This is a genomic window from Mesorhizobium sp. WSM4823 (genome assembly GCF_055811195.1).
This window is the reverse complement of the sequence record NZ_JBVVQL010000013.1, coordinates 17,842-34,670: the sequence shown is the minus strand read 5'-3', so window position 1 is coordinate 34,670 and position 16,829 is coordinate 17,842. Positions and strand designations below refer to the sequence as shown.

General features: G+C 61.3%; 15 protein-coding genes. 7 read left to right on the top strand and 8 right to left on the bottom strand.

The features are described from left to right. Positions 1-209 precede the first annotated feature (209 nt). The 6 genes from AC0L26_RS25490 (at position 210) to AC0L26_RS25465 (ending at position 7,803) form a co-directional block, all read left to right on the top strand. On the top strand, positions 210-1,484 hold the full coding sequence (locus AC0L26_RS25490; protein WP_473635065.1) for an N-acetylmuramoyl-L-alanine amidase: 1,275 nt from the start codon (positions 210-212) through the stop codon (positions 1,482-1,484). A 213-nt stretch (positions 1,485-1,697) separates the two neighbouring features. Beyond that, entirely contained in the window at positions 1,698-4,154 is a 2,457-nt protein-coding gene (locus AC0L26_RS25485; protein ID WP_473635064.1) for a penicillin-binding protein 1A, read from the top strand. A 201-nt stretch (positions 4,155-4,355) separates the two neighbouring features. Continuing rightward, positions 4,356-5,487, top strand: a protein-coding gene (prfB, locus tag AC0L26_RS25480) for a peptide chain release factor 2 (RefSeq protein ID WP_352930498.1) whose coding sequence is annotated in 2 segments (ribosomal slippage) — positions 4,356-4,421 and positions 4,423-5,487 — 1,131 coding nt in all. Because the reading frame shifts where the segments join, the coding sequence is not laid out codon by codon here. Between the two features lie 547 nt (positions 5,488-6,034). Further along, positions 6,035-6,421: a hypothetical protein gene (locus tag AC0L26_RS25475; protein WP_473635063.1), complete on the top strand. Its 387-nt coding sequence runs from the start codon at positions 6,035-6,037 to the stop codon at positions 6,419-6,421. A gap of 198 nt (positions 6,422-6,619) precedes the next feature. After that, entirely contained in the window at positions 6,620-6,988 is a 369-nt protein-coding gene (locus AC0L26_RS25470) for a GFA family protein (protein ID WP_473635062.1), read from the top strand. 164 nt (positions 6,989-7,152) lie between these two features. Then, entirely contained in the window at positions 7,153-7,803 is a 651-nt protein-coding gene (locus AC0L26_RS25465) for a YiaD family glycine zipper/OmpA-like lipoprotein (protein WP_095489478.1), read from the top strand. 54 nt (positions 7,804-7,857) lie between these two features. Here AC0L26_RS25465 and AC0L26_RS25460 read toward each other — a convergent pair whose 3' ends face one another. Together AC0L26_RS25460 and AC0L26_RS25455 are read right to left on the bottom strand one after the other, a co-directional pair. Further along, positions 7,858-8,133: a DUF2798 domain-containing protein gene (locus tag AC0L26_RS25460; RefSeq protein WP_473635061.1), complete on the bottom strand. Its 276-nt coding sequence runs from the start codon at positions 8,131-8,133 to the stop codon at positions 7,858-7,860. A 34-nt stretch (positions 8,134-8,167) separates the two neighbouring features. Next, positions 8,168-9,208 (bottom strand): NmrA/HSCARG family protein, encoded by a 1,041-nt coding sequence (locus AC0L26_RS25455; RefSeq protein ID WP_473635060.1) that lies wholly within the window; start codon positions 9,206-9,208, stop codon positions 8,168-8,170. Between AC0L26_RS25455 and AC0L26_RS25450 the strand changes: the two genes are divergently transcribed. Beyond that, a complete protein-coding gene (locus AC0L26_RS25450; RefSeq protein ID WP_473635059.1) occupies positions 9,207-10,070 on the top strand; it encodes a LysR family transcriptional regulator in 864 nt (287 codons plus the stop codon). The two genes, AC0L26_RS25455 and AC0L26_RS25450, sit on opposite strands and share 2 nt — an antisense overlap. 152 nt (positions 10,071-10,222) lie before the next feature. Here AC0L26_RS25450 and AC0L26_RS25445 read toward each other — a convergent pair whose 3' ends face one another. The 6 genes from AC0L26_RS25445 to AC0L26_RS25420 form a co-directional block, all read right to left on the bottom strand. Further along, positions 10,223-11,899, bottom strand: a complete 1,677-nt coding sequence (locus tag AC0L26_RS25445) for a DEAD/DEAH box helicase (RefSeq protein WP_473635058.1) — start codon at positions 11,897-11,899, stop codon at positions 10,223-10,225. 191 nt (positions 11,900-12,090) lie between these two features. Continuing rightward, positions 12,091-12,864: an NAD kinase gene (locus AC0L26_RS25440; RefSeq protein ID WP_352930484.1), complete on the bottom strand. Its 774-nt coding sequence runs from the start codon at positions 12,862-12,864 to the stop codon at positions 12,091-12,093. Positions 12,865-13,351: 487 nt separating this feature from the next. Beyond that, on the bottom strand, positions 13,352-14,113 hold the full coding sequence (locus tag AC0L26_RS25435; RefSeq protein WP_473635057.1) for an MBL fold metallo-hydrolase: 762 nt from the start codon (positions 14,111-14,113) through the stop codon (positions 13,352-13,354). A 3-nt stretch (positions 14,114-14,116) separates the two neighbouring features. After that, positions 14,117-15,181 (bottom strand): ABC transporter ATP-binding protein, encoded by a 1,065-nt coding sequence (locus AC0L26_RS25430; RefSeq protein ID WP_473635056.1) that lies wholly within the window; start codon positions 15,179-15,181, stop codon positions 14,117-14,119. Continuing rightward, positions 15,178-15,960 carry an ABC transporter permease gene (locus AC0L26_RS25425; RefSeq protein ID WP_473635055.1) on the bottom strand — a complete coding sequence of 261 codons (783 nt, stop codon included), beginning with the start codon at positions 15,958-15,960 and terminating at the stop codon, positions 15,178-15,180. The genes AC0L26_RS25430 and AC0L26_RS25425 overlap by 4 nt, the downstream gene beginning before the upstream one ends. A 1-nt stretch (position 15,961) precedes the next feature. Beyond that, positions 15,962-16,828, bottom strand: a complete 867-nt coding sequence (locus tag AC0L26_RS25420; RefSeq protein WP_473635054.1) for an ABC transporter permease — start codon at positions 16,826-16,828, stop codon at positions 15,962-15,964. Position 16,829: the final 1 nt, after the last annotated feature.

Genomic DNA, 16,829 nt, shown 5'->3' with positions numbered 1-16,829 from the left:
TGGAAGGCAACCCCGATTTCCGATGCCGGCAAAAAGCAGTTCCGTAACGGAAGCACGCTTTAAGCCTTTGGATGAAAAGGCTTGGTTAACCTTCTCTGGATACCAATCGTTAATCGAGTTCGCGGCCTAACCGGCATTTCGACAAGACGCCGACACTCCGACAAGCAAGATTGGGCGCCTGGCGCCAAACCGGAGCGACTGGAATAAAGATGGGACTGGCAGTCTTCACGCGCAAGGACAGTCGTGCCGGAGGCATTTTCTTCTACGCCTGCTTCCCCGTTGCTTGTCTGCTGTTGCTGCTTATCGCTTGCATGGCCCTTTCGCCGGTTTCCTTTGCTGCCGAAGCGCCGCTTGCTGCGACGAGCTACAAAATGGCGGGCGACGCCACCAAGATGCGCATCGTTATGAATTTCGACCGTGAGCCCGACGTCAAATGGTTCCTGCTGCGCGGTCCCCACCGTCTGGTCATCGACCTGCCAAACACGAAATTTGCCATCAATGCCAAAGATCTGAAGGCGCGCGGCTTGGTCAGAGGCGTGCGCTACGGCGATCTCAGCGAGGGGGTATCGCGGCTGATTCTCACCGGCAAGGGGCCGTTCGCCGTCGACAGGCTCGACGTGCTCAAGAATGAAGACGGCATCGGTTACCGCATCGCCATCGAGATGTCGGCGGCGTCGGCGCGGGAATTCGACGCTGCTCTTGCCAATCAGGCGCTGACCACGGGCTCGACGGTTTCCTCCGACAAGGGCGGCAGGATCGGCACCGGGCCGGTCTCCAATCCAGGCCATCGCTTCACCGTCGTCATCGATCCAGGTCATGGCGGCATTGACGGCGGCGCCGAGGGTCTGAACGGCACGGTCGAGAAGGACGTCACGCTCGCCTTCGCCAACGAACTGCGCGCCAGGCTTGCGGCAGCCGACAAATACGACGTGTTCCTGACGCGCGAGACGGACCAATTCCTGCGGCTGGACGATCGCGTGCGCATCGCCCGCCAGCACGAGGCCGATCTGCTCATTTCGATCCATGCCGACACGATCAGGGTCAAGGGCATTCGCGGCGCAACCGTCTACACGGTCTCCGATAAGGCTTCCGATCCCGAGGCGCAGGCGCTTGCCGACCGTGAAAACCTCTCCGACCAATTCGCAGGCATGGAAATCAAGGACGACAACAAGGAAGTGACCGACATCCTGATCGACCTGATCCGCCGCGAGACGCACAGTTTCTCGATGAGTTTCGCCCACACTTTGGTAGGCCAGCTTTCCACCAGCGTCGGCCTGATCAACAATCCGCAGCGTTCGGCCAGCTTCAAGGTGTTGAAGGCGCCGGATGTCCCCTCCGTGCTGGTCGAACTCGGCTATCTCTCGAACGCCAAGGACGAGGCGCAACTGCTCAGCCCGGATTGGCGCGGCAAGGCAGCGCAGAGCATAACCAATGCCATCGCTCTGTTCGCTTCAGCCAGGACCGGAGCAGGAACCGGAGGCTGAGATGCGCGCCGTCGCTCGCAACCACAGGCAGCGTTGCACGACGACAACACCCGGCGCTTTTATTTCCTCCATTCGAAGCCGAAATCGCATGCTGCCGTATTTTACCCACATGGTAGCGACATGGGTTTTTGATTACCGGTCGGGATCGGCTCGAAAGCTTGCGCGAAAGGCGGCTTCGTTTAGGAGATTCCCGAACCAAGGACTGGAGCGGGCATGATTCGTCTCATTGGCTATTTTTTCGGCATCGGCACGGCGTTGGCCCTTTTGGTCGCGGCGGGCGTGGCGATCTATATCAGCCATTTGTCGAAGGATCTGCCCGACTATGAGGTCCTGGCCAAATATGAACCGCCGGTGACGACCCGCATCCACGCGTCCGATGGTGCGCTGATGGCCGAATATGCGCGCGAGCGGCGCCTGTATTTGCCGATCCAGGCGGTGCCGGATCGTGTCAAGGCGGCCTTCCTGTCTGCCGAGGACAAGAACTTCTACAATCATCCTGGCATCGATATGACCGGCCTTGGCCGCGCAATCATGGTCAATCTGCAGAATTTCGGCTCGGGCAAGCGCCAGGTCGGCGCCTCGACGATCACCCAGCAGGTGGCGAAAAACTTCCTGCTGTCCTCGGACCAGACCTACGAGCGCAAGATCAAGGAGATGATCCTCGCCTTCCGTATCGAGCAGGCCTATTCGAAGGACCGCATTCTCGAGCTCTACCTCAACGAGATTTTCTTCGGGCTTGGCGCTTACGGTGTCGCCGGCGCGGCACTTACCTATTTCGACAAGGCGGTGAATGAACTCACCGTGGCGGAGGCGGCCTATCTGGCGGCTTTGCCGAAGGGACCCTCCAACTATCACCCCTTCAAATATGCCGACCGTGCCATCGAGCGCCGCAACTGGGTCATCGACCAGATGGTCGACAACGGCTACGTCACGCGTGAGGAAGGCGACAAGGCCAAGGCCGAGCCGCTTGGTGTCACGCCGCGCCGCACCGGCACCTATCTGTTCGCCGGCGAATACTTCACCGAGGAAGTGCGTCGCCAGATCAGCACCCGCTACGGCGAGAATGCGCTCTACGAGGGCGGCCTGTCCGTCCGTACGACGCTCGATCCCAAGATGCAGCTCATCGCCCGCAAAGCCATGCAGAACGGCCTGATGAAGTTCGACACGCTGCGCGGTTACCGCGGACCGGTGACGTCGATCAATGTATCCGGCGACTGGGGCGTGCCCTTGGGCGAGGTCAAGCGACTGGAGGACGTGCCGGAATGGTCGCTCGCCGTAGTGCTCGACAGCTCGGCGAACGGCCTGTCCATCGGCCTTCAGCCGACCCGGGAGGTCTCGGGCGAACTCGCCAAGGATCGCATCGAAGGCACGGTCAGCAAGGAGGACATGCGCTTCGCCATGCGTCATGTGGTCGACGGCAGGACCGTCAAGGCCAGCTCGCCGGCGGATGTGCTGAAGCCGGGGGACGTCATCTTCGTGCAGAAGAAAGAGGATGCGGATGGGGCCTATGCCCTGCGCCAGGTCCCCGAAGTGGAAGGCGGCCTGATCGCCATGGATCCGCATACCGGCCGCGTTCTGGCCATGGTCGGCGGGTTCTCCTATTCGCAGTCCGAATTCAACCGTGCCACCCAGGCCATGCGGCAGCCGGGTTCGTCGTTCAAGCCGATCGTCTATGCGGCCGCCCTCGACAATGGCTATACGCCAGCTTCGGTGATCATGGATGGCCCGATCACCATCAAGAGCGGCAACACGACCTGGACGCCGAAGAACTACGATGGAAGGACAGCAGGCCCAGCGACCTTGCGGTCCGGCATCGAGAGGTCGCGCAATCTGATGACTGTACGCCTTGCCAACGACATGGGCATGAAGCTGGTCGCCGAATATGCCGAGCGCTTCGGCGTCTATGATCGTCTTGCGCAATATCTGCCGATGGCGCTGGGGTCGGGCGAAACCACCGTGATGCGGATGGTGTCGGCCTATTCGATCATGGCCAACGGCGGCAAGTCGATCAAACCAACGCTGATCGACCGCATCCAGGATCGCTACGGCAAGACGGTGTACAGGCAGGACGAACGCGGCTGCGAAAATTGCAACGCGGCCGAATGGCAGAACCAGCCTGAGCCGGAACTGGTCGACAATTCCGAGCAGGTGCTCGACCCGATGACTGCCTATCAGATCACCTCGATGATGGTGGGCGTCGTCGAGCGCGGTACCGGCGCCACCGTCGCCGAACTCGGCCGCCACATCGCCGGCAAGACCGGAACGACCAACGACGAGAAGGATACCTGGTTCATCGGCTACACGCCCAATCTCGTCGTTGGCCTTTATATGGGCTACGATCAGCCGAAAGGTCTTGGCAAAGGCGCCACTGGCGGCGGCCTCGCCGCGCCGATCTTCAAGGACGTCATGCGGGTGGCGCTGGACGGCACGCCCAATGTCGATTTCAAGGTCCCCGAAGGCATGAAGCTGATCGCCATCAATCGCAAGACCGGCATGCGGGCCAACTCAGGCGACGCCGGTGCTTTTATCGAAGCGTTCAAGCCGGGGACCGGCCCCGCCGACAGCTATTGGGTGATCGGCATGGATGCGGACAGCTCCAAGGCCTCCGGCGGATCGCTTTCGCCTCAGGCCAACCAGGCTATCCAGTCCGGCGGTGGCGGGCTCTATTGACAGCCGGAACATGCGGTTGGGCCGGACCTCTTCTTGTCTGACCATGATCTTTTCGGAAAACCGATTTTCGCTTTTCGCGATCATGGTCTAGCCGGCCATTCCGCTTTACAGGCGGCAGTGCCGTCCCTATGTATCGCGCCAACCCCGAGCGCTATTTTCAGTTAACGGGCATCATTTCAGAACGGGACAGAACGGCCAGCCATGCGCGCGGAAACGCAGAATATTGTCGATGAGATCAGGCAGGCGATAACCCTGCTGAGGAGGCATCTTTGACTGGGATCAAGCTATAAAGCGGCTTGAATACCTGAACGTGCGAGCCGAGGATTCGAGCCTCTGGAACGAGCCGCTGGAGGCGCAGAAGCTGATGCGTGAGCGCCAGGGGCTCGAGGACGGGATCGCCGCGGTCAAAGGCCTCACCCAGGCCCTGGAAGACAATATCGGTCTGATCGAGCTTGGCCAGGAGGAGGGCGACGAGAGCGTCGTCGCCGAGGCGGAAGCGGCGATCCGCTCGATGCGCGGCGAGGCAAAGGCGCGCCAGATCGAGACGCTGCTTTCTGGCGAGGCGGACGCCAACGACAGCTATCTCGAAGTCCATGCCGGCGCCGGCGGCACCGAAAGCCAGGACTGGGCCTCGATGCTTCTGCGCATGTACACGCGTTGGGCCGAGCGGCGCCGCTTCAAGGTCGAGGTGCTGGAAGTCCATGACGGCGAAGAGGCCGGCATCAAATCCGCTACGCTGCTGATCAAGGGCCACAATGCCTATGGTTGGCTGAAGACGGAATCCGGCGTCCACCGTCTCGTGCGTATTTCGCCCTATGACAGCAATGCGCGCCGTCACACGTCCTTCGCCAGCGTCTGGGTCTATCCTGTGATCGACGATACGATCGAGATCGACGTATCCGAATCGGATGTCCGCATCGACACCTATCGGTCGTCCGGGTCGGGAGGCCAGCACGTCAACACCACCGATTCGGCGGTCCGCATCACCCATCTCGCCACCGGCATTGCGGTCGCCTGCCAAGCCGAGCGCTCCCAGCACAAGAACAAGGCGAAAGCTTGGGAGATGCTGCGCTCGCGGCTCTACGAGGAAGAACTGAAGAAGCGCGAGGCGGTGGCGAACGCCACCGAAGCGTCGAAGAGCGATATCGGCTGGGGCCACCAGATCCGCTCCTACGTTCTACAGCCCTACCAGTTGGTGAAGGACCTGCGCACAGGTGTCGAGAGCACAAGCCCGTCGAGCGTGCTGGACGGCGACCTCGACGATTTCATGGAGGCCTCGCTGTCGCAGCGCATCGAGGGCGGCGCCGGCGAAATGGTTGCCGATATCGACTGAAGCTCCTAACGCATGTCGCCCAAAAGTGCGCAGCGGTTTTGGGGTAACGATATGCATAGAAACAAAGGGCTTAAAGCGCGTTGCATGAATCCGTTCAAACGCGACACGCTTTAAGCATCAAAGCAGCAGCAACATCACGCTAGAGTAACAGGCTCTCACTCGAATTGAGCGGTTGCTTATGGCTTTGTTTTTCATCGAATTTTCCAGAACGATTATCATCTCCAGGTTGGATGTCGCATGCCTGCCGGCGGTCAGCCCGGAACCACTGCGAGCCGAATTCCGTTATTTGCGATCCCATCTGCCGGGTTGACGAGGTTAGCCTCGCCAACCCGGCAGGCTGATTCCGGCCGCAGATGTCGGCGCTCGGTTTGCACAGCAATTTCTTGCGCCAACCAAGGAATCAGCCCAGCATTCAAGGGCTGGGGGGAGAAAAAGCATTTATGGCCGGACGCGGCGTATCTGCGACCTGACGATCCGGCCACTGGGAAGACACGTTCCGGGAACGGGCAAGCGAAACGCTTGACAACCGTCGATAGGAATTGCGCCCATGCCTGCTTTCACAACCCGACCGGCCTCAGCCGTCAACACGGCGCGCCGCTTCCTGAATTCAATCATCGCGGTGGTGGCTATGACAGCCGCCATCACGACATTTGCAGCGCCCGCTCTGGCGCATGACGCCAAGCCGACCGCGGCGAAGCCGCAAGGCTGGAGTTACCCTTTCTCCTGCTGCTCGGGCTATGATTGCCGCGCGGTCTCGCAGACGTCGATCAGCGAGCGTCCGGAGGGCTACGTCATCAGGGGGACAGGCGAGGTCGTGGCCTACACCGACACACGGATCAAGAACTCGCCCGATGGCGAATATCACTGGTGCTCGGTTGCCGGCGCCAATGATGGAAAGACCATCTGCCTTTTCGTGCCGCCGTCATCGTTTTAGTGCATGTCGCCCCAAAAGCTTGCCCACGGGCCTGACCCGAGGGTGCGCAGCGGTTTTGGGATGACGGCTTGCATCAAAAAAGATTGAAGCGCTAAGCGTCTGACGCAGGCAAGCGGGCCTGCTGACAGACGGTTGTCAGAAGCGTCTCTTTATGTTGCCTTGTCGTGCAGGCGGCAGGCAATCGTGAGGAAGTCGTTCATGACCATAAAGGCAAGCTGTCACTGCAAAGCGACGACATTCGAGGTTTCGGAGGCGCCGCAAACGGTGACGCAATGCACCTGCTCCTTCTGCTCGAAGCGCGGCTCGTTGTGGGCCTACTATACGCCGTCGCAATTCAAGCTCACCAGCCCGCTCAAGAATGTCTCGTTCTACCGGTGGGGGTCGAAAACCATCAAACACGGCTTCTGCGCCACCTGCGGCTGCGGCACGTTCACCGAAACCCCGGACTGGTCGACCGGCAAGCCGAACTTCGACAACCCGAAGATCAGCGTGAACTCGCGCCTGTTCGACGACTTCGACCTCGGCCAGATCGAGGTCGTTGTCATCGACGGCAAGAATCTCTGGTAGCCGATCGAAATCGCGCAACATCGTGGCTGTGGAATTGACCGGGAAAAGCCATAGCCAGCCGCTTTTCCTGTTCCGCTTTTCGCCGCATTTCATGTTACAACGAGCCCGGAAGGGCTGATATGGCGCGCCGTCGGCGTAGCCACGGTTTGAAGAGGGACTACCCAATGAAAAAGACTGTGCTCGTCGCCGTGGCGACGGCTGTACTCGTGAGCGCCTGCACCACCACCGATCCGTATACCGGAGAGCAGAAGGTTTCCAATACTGCGGCCGGGGCCGGCATCGGTGCGCTAGCAGGCGCCGGGCTCGGCCTGCTTGCCGGAGGCAACGATCGCCGTAATGCGCTGATCGGGGCTGGCGTCGGCGCGCTCGCCGGCGGCGCCATCGGCGCCACCATGGACCAGAACGAGGCCGAACTGCGCCGGCAGCTTCAGGGCTCCGGCGTCAGCGTTACCCGCACCGGCGACCAGATCATCCTCAACATGCCGTCCGACATCACCTTCAACGTCGACCAGGACGCGGTGAAGCCCGGCTTCTATCAGGTGTTGAATTCGGTCGCACTTGTGCTGAACAAGTTCCGGCAGACCACGGTCGACGTGTTCGGCCACACCGACTCGACCGGTGGCGACCAACACAATTTCGACCTGTCGCAACGCCGCGCGCTGGCGGTCGCCAACTACCTGTCCGGGCAGGGCGTCGATTCCCGCCGCTTCGCCGTCACCGGCTTCGGCAAGACGCGTCCGATCGCTTCCAACGCAACGGCCGACGGCCGTGCCCAGAACCGTCGCGTCGAGATCCAGCTTTCACCGCTCACCTGAGCAAGCCGGCATCCAACATGAAGACGGCCCCGCAAGGGGCCGTTTCTGTTAGGATTAGGGTCGGACCGGCTGATCGACAATTGCCGCAACGATCCGACGCACGATCGGAAGGACAATCAGCAGGCTCGGAAACGCAACAAGCCATGATACGCCCCATGCGTATGACCGGGTCGCTACGAAATCGTTAGTCCAGCCCGTGCCGATCGCCGTCGAAACCGCCGAGATGATGCAGGTCATGAGGATTGAAAGAACGAACGGCATGACCACAGCACTGTAGGAAGGTGGCAGTTTTCTCAGCTTCAACGTCTTCTTTTGCGGTGACGCTTGCATGGAAGTCTCCCAGTCGGAAAATGCGTGAGCGCGATCAGGCGTTCTGTGCCGTTTGCAGGGCCAGTTCTCGGATAAAGCTTCGTAGCGAACGCGGCTCGCGGCCCAAGACGGCGCGCAACGTCAGAGTGTTTCCGCCCAGGCCGTATTTGGCGTAGTGGTCATGGACTTTAGCCAGCAGCTGCAATTGGCGGTCGTCGTAGGGAAGGCGGGCATTCGCTGCCCACTCGCCAAAGGTCGGCTCCCCAGCAGAGATCGGGCGGCCAAGCTCCTCGCTCATCATTGAAACGATCTCTTCCCGGCTATGCATACCAGCGCACAGCTCGAGCGTCCCGTAGGACAACCGCGCTTCGGTCAATGCGATCGCTGCCACTTCGGCGACATCGCGGTAATCGACACGCGCCAGCTTTGCCGTCTTTGGAAACGGTTCCGAGAAGACGCCGTCCCTAACGACGGATGGCCAGGCTGCTGCGATGTTCTGCATGAAATTGGCGGGATGCAGAATGGTGTATTCCATGTTCGTCGAATAGAGAGCATCCTCGACCGGCACCTTGCTCGCATGGTTTTTTAGCCTCGTATTGGTCGGCTGGATGACCGACGAGAAGACGAATTTTCGAACGCATGCTCGTGCTGCAGCCTCGACCATGGCAACACCCATGGCTGCTTCATCGGGGGCAAAAGCCGGTCCGATGTGAAAGATGCCGTCGACGCCCTCGACGGCATTTTCGAGGCTCTGAGGGTTGCGCAAATCTCCGGTCACGACCTCGGATGCCCCGAGCCTCCGGGCCTTTTCGGCGTTCGCGGGGTCGCGAATGAATGCTCGAACGCTGGCATTGCGGCGGATAAGTTGAGGCACGATCAATCCGGCAAATCGGCCTGTTGCGCCCACGACCAGAACGGTTGGATTGAGTGCTCGCATGACCATTCCCTTCGACCGAAGCTTGCCCTTATCGGGATTCCTTCTAGGGAAATAAAAACTCGCGAACAGCGTTACAATTGTTTGGACTTGCGATAGTTTCTCTCGATTTTCGAGAGAAACGGACATCATGAGCCGGATAGATGATTTTGAAGCTTTCATGGCAGTCGTCGAGCATGGAAGCTTGACGGCCGCCGCACGCCGGCTGAGCCGCTCACTGCAATCGATCAGCCGGTCCTTGGCGACGCTGGAGGAATCCGTCGGGGTCGAGCTTGTACAGCGGACGACGCGCCGTTCGACACCAAGCGAAGCCGGATTGGTGTTTTTCCACCGCATCAAACCCGCGATCGACGAAATAAACGACGCGAGGCTTCAAGCCGCCAACCAACGTTCAGAACCATCAGGCATCCTGCGCGTGAGCGCGCCAGTTCTGTTCGGCCCGGATTTCGTTGTACCTGTCATAGCCGACTACATGCAGATGTATCCGCGGGTCGAGGTTGACCTCCAACTTGCCGATGGGTTTGTAGATCTAGGTGCCGATGGCCTCGATCTCGCGATACGGATCGGCAATTTGCCGGATTCCAGCTTGCGAGCCAGACGCTTGGGCGCGTTGCGGCGCGTCGTGTTCGGCTCGCCTTCCTACCTTGAACGCCGTGGCCGACCAACGCATCCCTTTGACCTTAGCAAGCACAGTTGCATTGTTCGAACCTCCGACCAGCGTCCGGGTGAATGGATGTTTCAGATCGAGGGGAAACCCCGGGCGGTGAAAGTGGCTGGCAGTTTTCGATCCAATTTGATGGCACCGATCTATGCAGCCGCAGTTCACGGATTGGGTTTGGGCTACTCGCCCCTTTGGCAGATAAGGCAGTTGGTGGATGACGGCCGCCTAGAGGTGGTTTTAAGCGACTTCGAGCCGGTGCTGGTACCGATGCATGCCGTGTGGCCGGAAGGCAGATCATCTTCAGCCAAAGTTCGCGCCTTTCTGGATATGTTGCCGTCCCGCCTGGAATTTAAAAACCTGTAGCCACAGATAAGGCGAGGGAGCGCGGCTGACCGCGCCTGGAACCAGGACGTCGAGATCAGCTTTCGGACTACGCCAGAGCAAAGCAAATGTCAGACACGAAAACGACCCCGCAAGGGGCCGTTTTCGTTGGCATTTGAGAATTTCTTGTGTGGTCAGACCTTGGCCACGATGCGCATGAAAGCGGGCATGTCGTCGCCAAAGCCGACGGTCGCGTCATTGTCTTCCTGGCGATTGCGGGCAGGGCGGTTGCCGTCGCGCTGCGGCCTGGTATCGCCACGTTCCGGCGCACGCTGTTCGTTGCGATTGCGATCGGACGAAGCCTTGCGTTCGGGTGAAGCTTGGCGCTCAGATGAAGCTTGGCGTTCGGGTGAAGCTTGGCGGTCAGATGAAACTTGGCGTTCGGGTGAAGCTTGGCGCTCGGTATTTTCCGAGCGGATCGCTTCCTTACGCGCGCGCCGCTCGCCGGCATCGGCGACCGCGGTCTCGGCCACCAATGGCTCGCCCATGGTATCCGGTGCTGCATCTTCGCTTTGCCTGGCGTGGCGTTCGCGCGGTTTGCGTTCGCCCCTGTCCTTGCGGTCGCCGTCCTTGCGGCCGGCACGGCGCGGCGCGCCGCGGCCACGGCGGGGAGCGTCGTCCTCTCCGCTTTCGCTGGCGACGACCGTCGACAGATCGCCATCATGCCACTCGATCTTGTTGCCGATCAGCCGTTCGATCGCGTCGATGTATTTCGTGTCGGACTTGGTGGCGATGGTGAAGGATTTGCCCGAGCGGCCAGCGCGGCCGGTGCGGCCGATGCGGTGGACATAATCCTCGGCATGGATGGGCACATCGTAATTGAAAACGTGACTGACATCGGGAATGTCGAGGCCGCGGGCCGCAACGTCCGACGCAACGAGGTAGCGCAATTTGCCGTCACGGAAATTGGCCAGCATCTGCATGCGCGCGCGCTGATCCATGTCGCCATGCAGCGCGCCGGCGTCGAAATCATATTTCAGCAGCGAACGGAAAAGCTCCGAAACCTCGATCTTGCGGTTGCAGAAGATGATGGCGTTCTTCAGCTCGGCATCCTCGGCCTTCATCAGATTGCGCAGCGTCTCGCGCTTGTCCCAGGGCTTCGAGCCGGATTTCACCAGCCGCTGGATGATGTTGGTCGCCGCGGATGCGGCCTTCGAAACCTCGACGCGCACCGGCGCGTGCAGGAATTTTTCGGTGAGTTTGGTGATCTCAGGCGGCATCGTCGCCGAGAAGAACAGCGTCTGTCTCGTGAACGGGATCATCTCGCAGATACGCTCGATGTCGGGAATGAAGCCCATGTCGAGCATGCGGTCGGCCTCATCGATGACGAGGATCTCGACCCCGTTGAGCAGAAGCTTTCCGCGCTCGCGGTGGTCGAGCAGGCGGCCAGGCGTCGCGATCAGCACGTCGGCGCCGCGCTCCAGCTTCTTGTCCTGCTCGTCGAAGGACACGCCGCCGATCAACAGTGCGATGTTGAGCTTATGGTTCTTGCCGTATTTGACGAAGTTTTCCTCGACCTGCGCGGCAAGCTCGCGTGTCGGTTCCAAGATCAGCGTACGCGGCATGCGGGCCCGGGCCCGGCCTTTTTCTAGGCGGGTGAGCATCGGCAGCACGAACGAGGCCGTCTTGCCGGTGCCGGTTTGGGCGATGCCCAGAACATCCTTGCCGAGCAAGGCGTGCGGAATGGCGCCAGCCTGGATCGGCGTCGGTTCGGTGTAACCGGCATCGGTAACTGCGGAAAGGACCTTCGGCGACAGGCCGAGGTCTGCGAAGGTCAACGCTTCTTGAGCGATCTGGGCGTCTGAGGACAAGTTTGGCTGTCTTTGGCTGGTTCGGGGGCGCAACATAAGCAGTCGCGGCAAGCGCCGCGCGCCTGCAAGATTGGTATTGCAGGTAGGCGCAAGCCCACGATTTGTCAACAGAAACGGGCGCGGAATGGCACGATTGTGAAGTCGTAACCTTAATCCCGATGCTTAATCGGGCTGTCTGTCACTATGCCGGTTCAATAGCGGAACTGTTCGGCGAGAATACGCTCGTTCCAAGAGTGGTTGGGATCGAACAGCAGCGTGGCTGTCGCCGTTGGCGATTCCCGTACCGTGACCGAGGTTACGGCCTTCACCTCGGTGTGGTCGGCGGCGGCGTTCACCGGCCGCTTTTCCGGCTCCAGAATGTCGAAACGAACGATCGCCTTGTTGGAGAGCAGCGCGCCGCGCCAGCGGCGCGGGCGGAACGGACTGACCGGGGTCAGCGCCAGCAGTGGCGCGTCGAGCGGCAGAATCGGCCCGTGCGCGGACAGATTGTAGGCGGTCGAACCGGCCGGCGTCGCGATCATCACGCCGTCACAGTTCAATTCCTCCAGCCGCATCTGCTCGTCCACGGTGATACGGATCTTGGCCGTCTGGTAGGATTGGCGCCACAGCGCAACCTCATTGATCGCTAGCGCCGAAATCGTTTCGCCTTCTGCCGTCACCGCCTGCATCTCCAAGGGACGGATCGTTTCGGCAACGGCTGCCGCAATGCGCCCCGTCAACCCACTGGCGCGGTACTCGTTCATCAGGAATCCGATGGTGCCACGGTTCATACCGTAGACTTTTTTTCCCGTGCTCATCGTCTCGCGCAAAGTCTGCAACAGGAAGCCATCGCCGCCGAGGGCGACGACGATCTCTGCATTTTCGATGGATGCCTGGCCATAGCGCGCCGACAGGCTCTCCAGCGCCGCATTGGCGTCGGCGGTGCCGGACGAGACGAAGGCGAAACGGTTGGCGGCTTTGCTCATGGCTCCCCAATGGCGAAGGTTGGTGGCGACCGGCTGATGGCGACCGGTTGCTGGGGCCGCGCCAGCGCCGGGTTAGCATGGGCGGGCAAATCTGCAAAGGAGGCAAGTGCTGCCCCTCGACACAGCGCCGTGAAGCGCGCCGGTCGGGTTCTCGCGCATCGTGTCGAGTGACAGGCGAATGTGATGGTTAAGACGGGGATTAAACTCTCGTAAAGCGGGATCGATCATGTTAGCCGGCAGTGGATGGGTGGCGCGGGGCTAGCCAGTCGGACCGATCTATTGCCGATAACACGCCTGATTATCATCGTCCTGATGCTGGGAAGCTTTGCGCTTGCCTTTGCCCAACTGGTGCGCCAGTCCGAAGAGACGAGTTTAAGACCCCAGCCTACGGCTTCACGCTGCGGCGACGCCGCCGGCACACCGTGCCCTCAAAGGGCTTTGTGAATTCGCTAGGCACCGGGCAAGCCGTCCTACGAGAAGCCGATGCCTATCGCGCCTGCAGCAGATGGCAGCCGGCCTGCCGCTTCTGTGCGAGATACTCGTCGATAAGCTGGCGATAGCGCACCTTGCCGAAGCTCGGGAAATGACCACCGTGGACGACTGAGACATCAAGGTCGCGCATGCTGAGCAGCGTGGCGACATAGTCGTCGATGGCTGAATGATAGACATCGTCGATCAGCGGGCCGTCATAGACGATGTCGCCGGAAAGCAGGATGCCGGTCTTCCTCTCGTAGAGCGCGATGCCGCCCGGTGAATGGCCCGGCGTGTGGATCACCTCGAAGGCACGATCACCGAGATCGACAACATCGCCTTCTCCAAGCAGGCGGCCGGCCGGCGCCGGCAGGATCCGGTAGCGCGCCGCATCCCAGCCCTCCGGCAGGCCTTCAAACATTGCGTCGGTCGCATAGCGGTCGGCGACCGTCCATTCATTGCGCGGATCGGCGAGGATTTCTGCTTCGGCCCGATGAACGCCGCGGTCCGAAAATTCGTGGTGGCAGCCGATATGGTCGAAATGCGTGTGGCTGGCCACGCAAATGAGCTTGCGCTCGCTCACCAGCGGCACGTGGCGCCTGAGACTAAAATGGCCGAGGCCGGTATCGAACAGAAGATCGCGGTCGCGGCCGCGCACATGCCAGATATTGCAGCGGAAGAACGGTTTTATCCATGGTTCGTGAATCAACGTCACGCCATCGCTCATGCGGATGGTTTCGTACCATTGCGGGGCGTCGATGACTGGAAGCGTGCCCATGGCTCAACCCGCCAGAAGGATGATGTCGCCAGTGTCGCACGAGACCGCAATGATTTCGCCCGGCTGAACGGCTGATGCGGCAGGGACTTTGGCGATGAAGTGCACCGCAGGGTCTTTCTCGGAGACAGCAAGCACGCGCTTGAAGCTGCCTTGAAACACCACGTCGCTCACCGTGGCCGTGCCGAGCCTTACCGCGCCGCCGGCCGCGCCGAAAACGAGATGCTCCGGACGAATGGCGAGGGCGACGGCCGTCCCGGCCGGCAATGTGCCGGGCAGCGAGAACGATCCAGTCTGCGTTGCGACGGTGATTGTTCCGTCCTTCGCCGCAGTCACCGCTCCCGAAATCAGCGTGCTTTCGCCCATGAAGGTCGCGGAAAACCGCGTTGCCGGCCGCGCATAGACGCGCTCGGGCGGTCCTTCGTCCTCGATGCGGCCATCATTCATCACCACGCAATGGTCGGCCAGCGCCATCGCTTCTTCCTGGTCGTGGGTGACATGGATGAAGGCAGTGCCGACGCGCTTCTGGATCGCCTTCAGCTCGTCCTGCATCTGCCGGCGCAACTTTAGATCGAGCGCGCCGAGCGGTTCGTCGAGCAGGAGCACCGCCGGCTCGATCACCAGCGCCCGCGCCAATGCGACGCGCTGCCGCTGGCCGCCGGATAATTGGTGCGGCTTCTTGTCGAAGGCAGTGGCCAGACCGACCAGCGCCAGTACTTCGCGCGCCCGCGCGACCCGTGTCGCGGCCTCGACGCCTTGCATGCGCAGGCCGAAGCCGACATTGCCGCCGACGCTCATATGCGGAAACAGCGCGTAGTCCTGGAACACCGTCGTCGTCGGGCGTTTGGCGGGCGGCACGGCGGTGCAGTCCTCGCCGCGGATCAGCACCTTGCCTTCGCTTGGTGTGACGAAGCCGCCGAGAATGGACAAAAGAGTCGTCTTGCCGGAGCCCGACGGCCCGAGCAGGATGGTGTAGCTGCCCGGCTCGATTTGCAGCGACACATTCTTCAGCACTATGTGCTGGCCGAAACGATGCGAGACGGCACGGATATCAACCAAAGGCACGGTCATGCCGGCTTCCTCCGCAACGGCATCAGTTCGAACAATACCACCAGCACGATGGAGACGGCGAAGACCAGCGAGCCGACGGCGTTGGTCTTGGGATTGAGGCCTGAGCGCAGCAGGTTCCAGATCTCGACGGGCAGCGTGGTGTCGAAGCGCGTCAGCAGGAACGAGATCACGAACTCGTCCCAGGAAAAGGTCATCGACAGGAAGAAACCGGCGAAGATCGCCGGCGCCATGACAGGCACCGTGATCAGCAGCAGCACCTTCCATTCGGGCGCGCCGAGATCGCGCGCTGCACGTTCGATGTTGATCTGGTGGTCACCCATCTGGCTGTAGATAATGGCAAAGCACAGCGGCAGGTTGATCACGACATGGCCGATGCCGGCGGCAAGCAGCGATTTTGGCACGCCGGCCCAGTTGAACAGCACCAGCAGCCCCATGCCGATGATGAGATAGCTCACTGTCAGCGGCAGCGTGATCAGACCGCGCAGCAGGGGCGAGGCCGGCAAGGCGAAGCGTGCAAAGCCCCAGGCAGAGAGAAATCCCAACGTGACCGCGGCAGCTGAGGAGAGGGCGGCCACTAGAAGCGAATTGATTAGTGCCGAGGTCAGCCGCGTGTCGGCGAGCACGGCGTCGTACCAGCGCAGCGACGGCCCGGTGAAGGGTGGGATCGGAAACGACGTCGCCTGCAACGAAAACAGTACCAGCACGACCACCGGCAGGAAGATGAAGCCATAGATGGCGACGGCGTAGAGACCGGAGGCGATGCGGATGAGAGCGTGCATCTCAGGCCCGCTCGATCTTCAGCCAGCGGGCGCAGGCGAGATAGGCGATAGTGACGACCGCCATCAGGATGATCGACAGCGCCGAGGCGAGCGGAAAGTCGCCGCGCCGGCCGATCTGCATCATCACCAGCTGCGGCATCAAAAGCTCGTTGTTGCCGCCCAGAATCTGCGGCGTGATGTAATCGCCGATGCACAGCACGAAGGTGAGGAAGGCGCCGACCATGATGCCGGGCAAGGTCAACGGCAGGACGACATGCAGGAACGTCCGCACCGGCCCGGCGCCGAGATCGGCGGCGGCCTTGCGGTAGCTCGGGCTGAGCTGCTTCAGATTGGCGAAGATCGTCAACGTCAAAAGCATGACGAAGAAATGCACGAAGCCGATGATTGTGGCCAGCCGTGTGTTGGCGAGCTGCACCGGCTCGCTGAACAGGCCGGAGCCGGTCAACGCGCCGTTGATCACGCCGTTCTGCGCCAACACCAGAAGCCAGGAGTAAGAACGCACCACATAGGAAGTCCAGAACGGCAGCACGGCCAGCATCAGCGCCAGCCGCTGCCAGCGCTCCGGCACCTGTTCGGCTAGGATCCAGGCGAAGGGGTAGGCGGGCAGCACCGAAACCACTGTGACAATTGCGGTGACCTGCAGCGAGTTCACCATCGCCTGCCAATAGGCCGGATTGGCAAAGAACTGGCTGTAGTTGGCGAGCGTGAAGCCGCCGCCGTCATGTGCCGTCAGGCTGGACAACGCCATGGCCAGGAAAGGCAGGACGAAGAACAGCAGCGTCCAGCCGAGCGCCGGCGTGACCAGCGCCCAGGGCAGGGCGCAGCCCGCCCGAGGCAGGGCAGGCCCGCTGTTCGTGGCAGAGTTCACG

Excerpts from the sequence above, each read along its gene's own strand:
- AC0L26_RS25485 (WP_473635064.1), top strand. The coding sequence starts at position 1,698 with ATGATTCGTCTCATTGGCTATTTTTTCGGCATCGGCACGGCGTTGGCC.
- AC0L26_RS25475 (WP_473635063.1), top strand. The coding sequence starts at position 6,035 with ATGCCTGCTTTCACAACCCGACCGGCCTCAGCCGTCAACACGGCGCGC.
- AC0L26_RS25450 (WP_473635059.1), top strand. The coding sequence starts at position 9,207 with ATGGCAGTCGTCGAGCATGGAAGCTTGACGGCCGCCGCACGCCGGCTG.
- AC0L26_RS25440 (WP_352930484.1), bottom strand. The coding sequence starts at position 12,864 with ATGAGCAAAGCCGCCAACCGTTTCGCCTTCGTCTCGTCCGGCACCGCC.
- AC0L26_RS25455 (WP_473635060.1), bottom strand. The coding sequence starts at position 9,208 with ATGAAAGCTTCAAAATCATCTATCCGGCTCATGATGTCCGTTTCTCTC.
- AC0L26_RS25425 (WP_473635055.1), bottom strand. The coding sequence starts at position 15,960 with ATGCACGCTCTCATCCGCATCGCCTCCGGTCTCTACGCCGTCGCCATC.
- AC0L26_RS25470 (WP_473635062.1), top strand. The coding sequence starts at position 6,620 with ATGACCATAAAGGCAAGCTGTCACTGCAAAGCGACGACATTCGAGGTT.
- AC0L26_RS25465 (WP_095489478.1), top strand. The coding sequence starts at position 7,153 with ATGAAAAAGACTGTGCTCGTCGCCGTGGCGACGGCTGTACTCGTGAGC.
- AC0L26_RS25430 (WP_473635056.1), bottom strand. The coding sequence starts at position 15,181 with ATGACCGTGCCTTTGGTTGATATCCGTGCCGTCTCGCATCGTTTCGGC.
- AC0L26_RS25435 (WP_473635057.1), bottom strand. The coding sequence starts at position 14,113 with ATGGGCACGCTTCCAGTCATCGACGCCCCGCAATGGTACGAAACCATC.
- AC0L26_RS25490 (WP_473635065.1), top strand. The coding sequence starts at position 210 with ATGGGACTGGCAGTCTTCACGCGCAAGGACAGTCGTGCCGGAGGCATT.
- AC0L26_RS25460 (WP_473635061.1), bottom strand. The coding sequence starts at position 8,133 with ATGCAAGCGTCACCGCAAAAGAAGACGTTGAAGCTGAGAAAACTGCCA.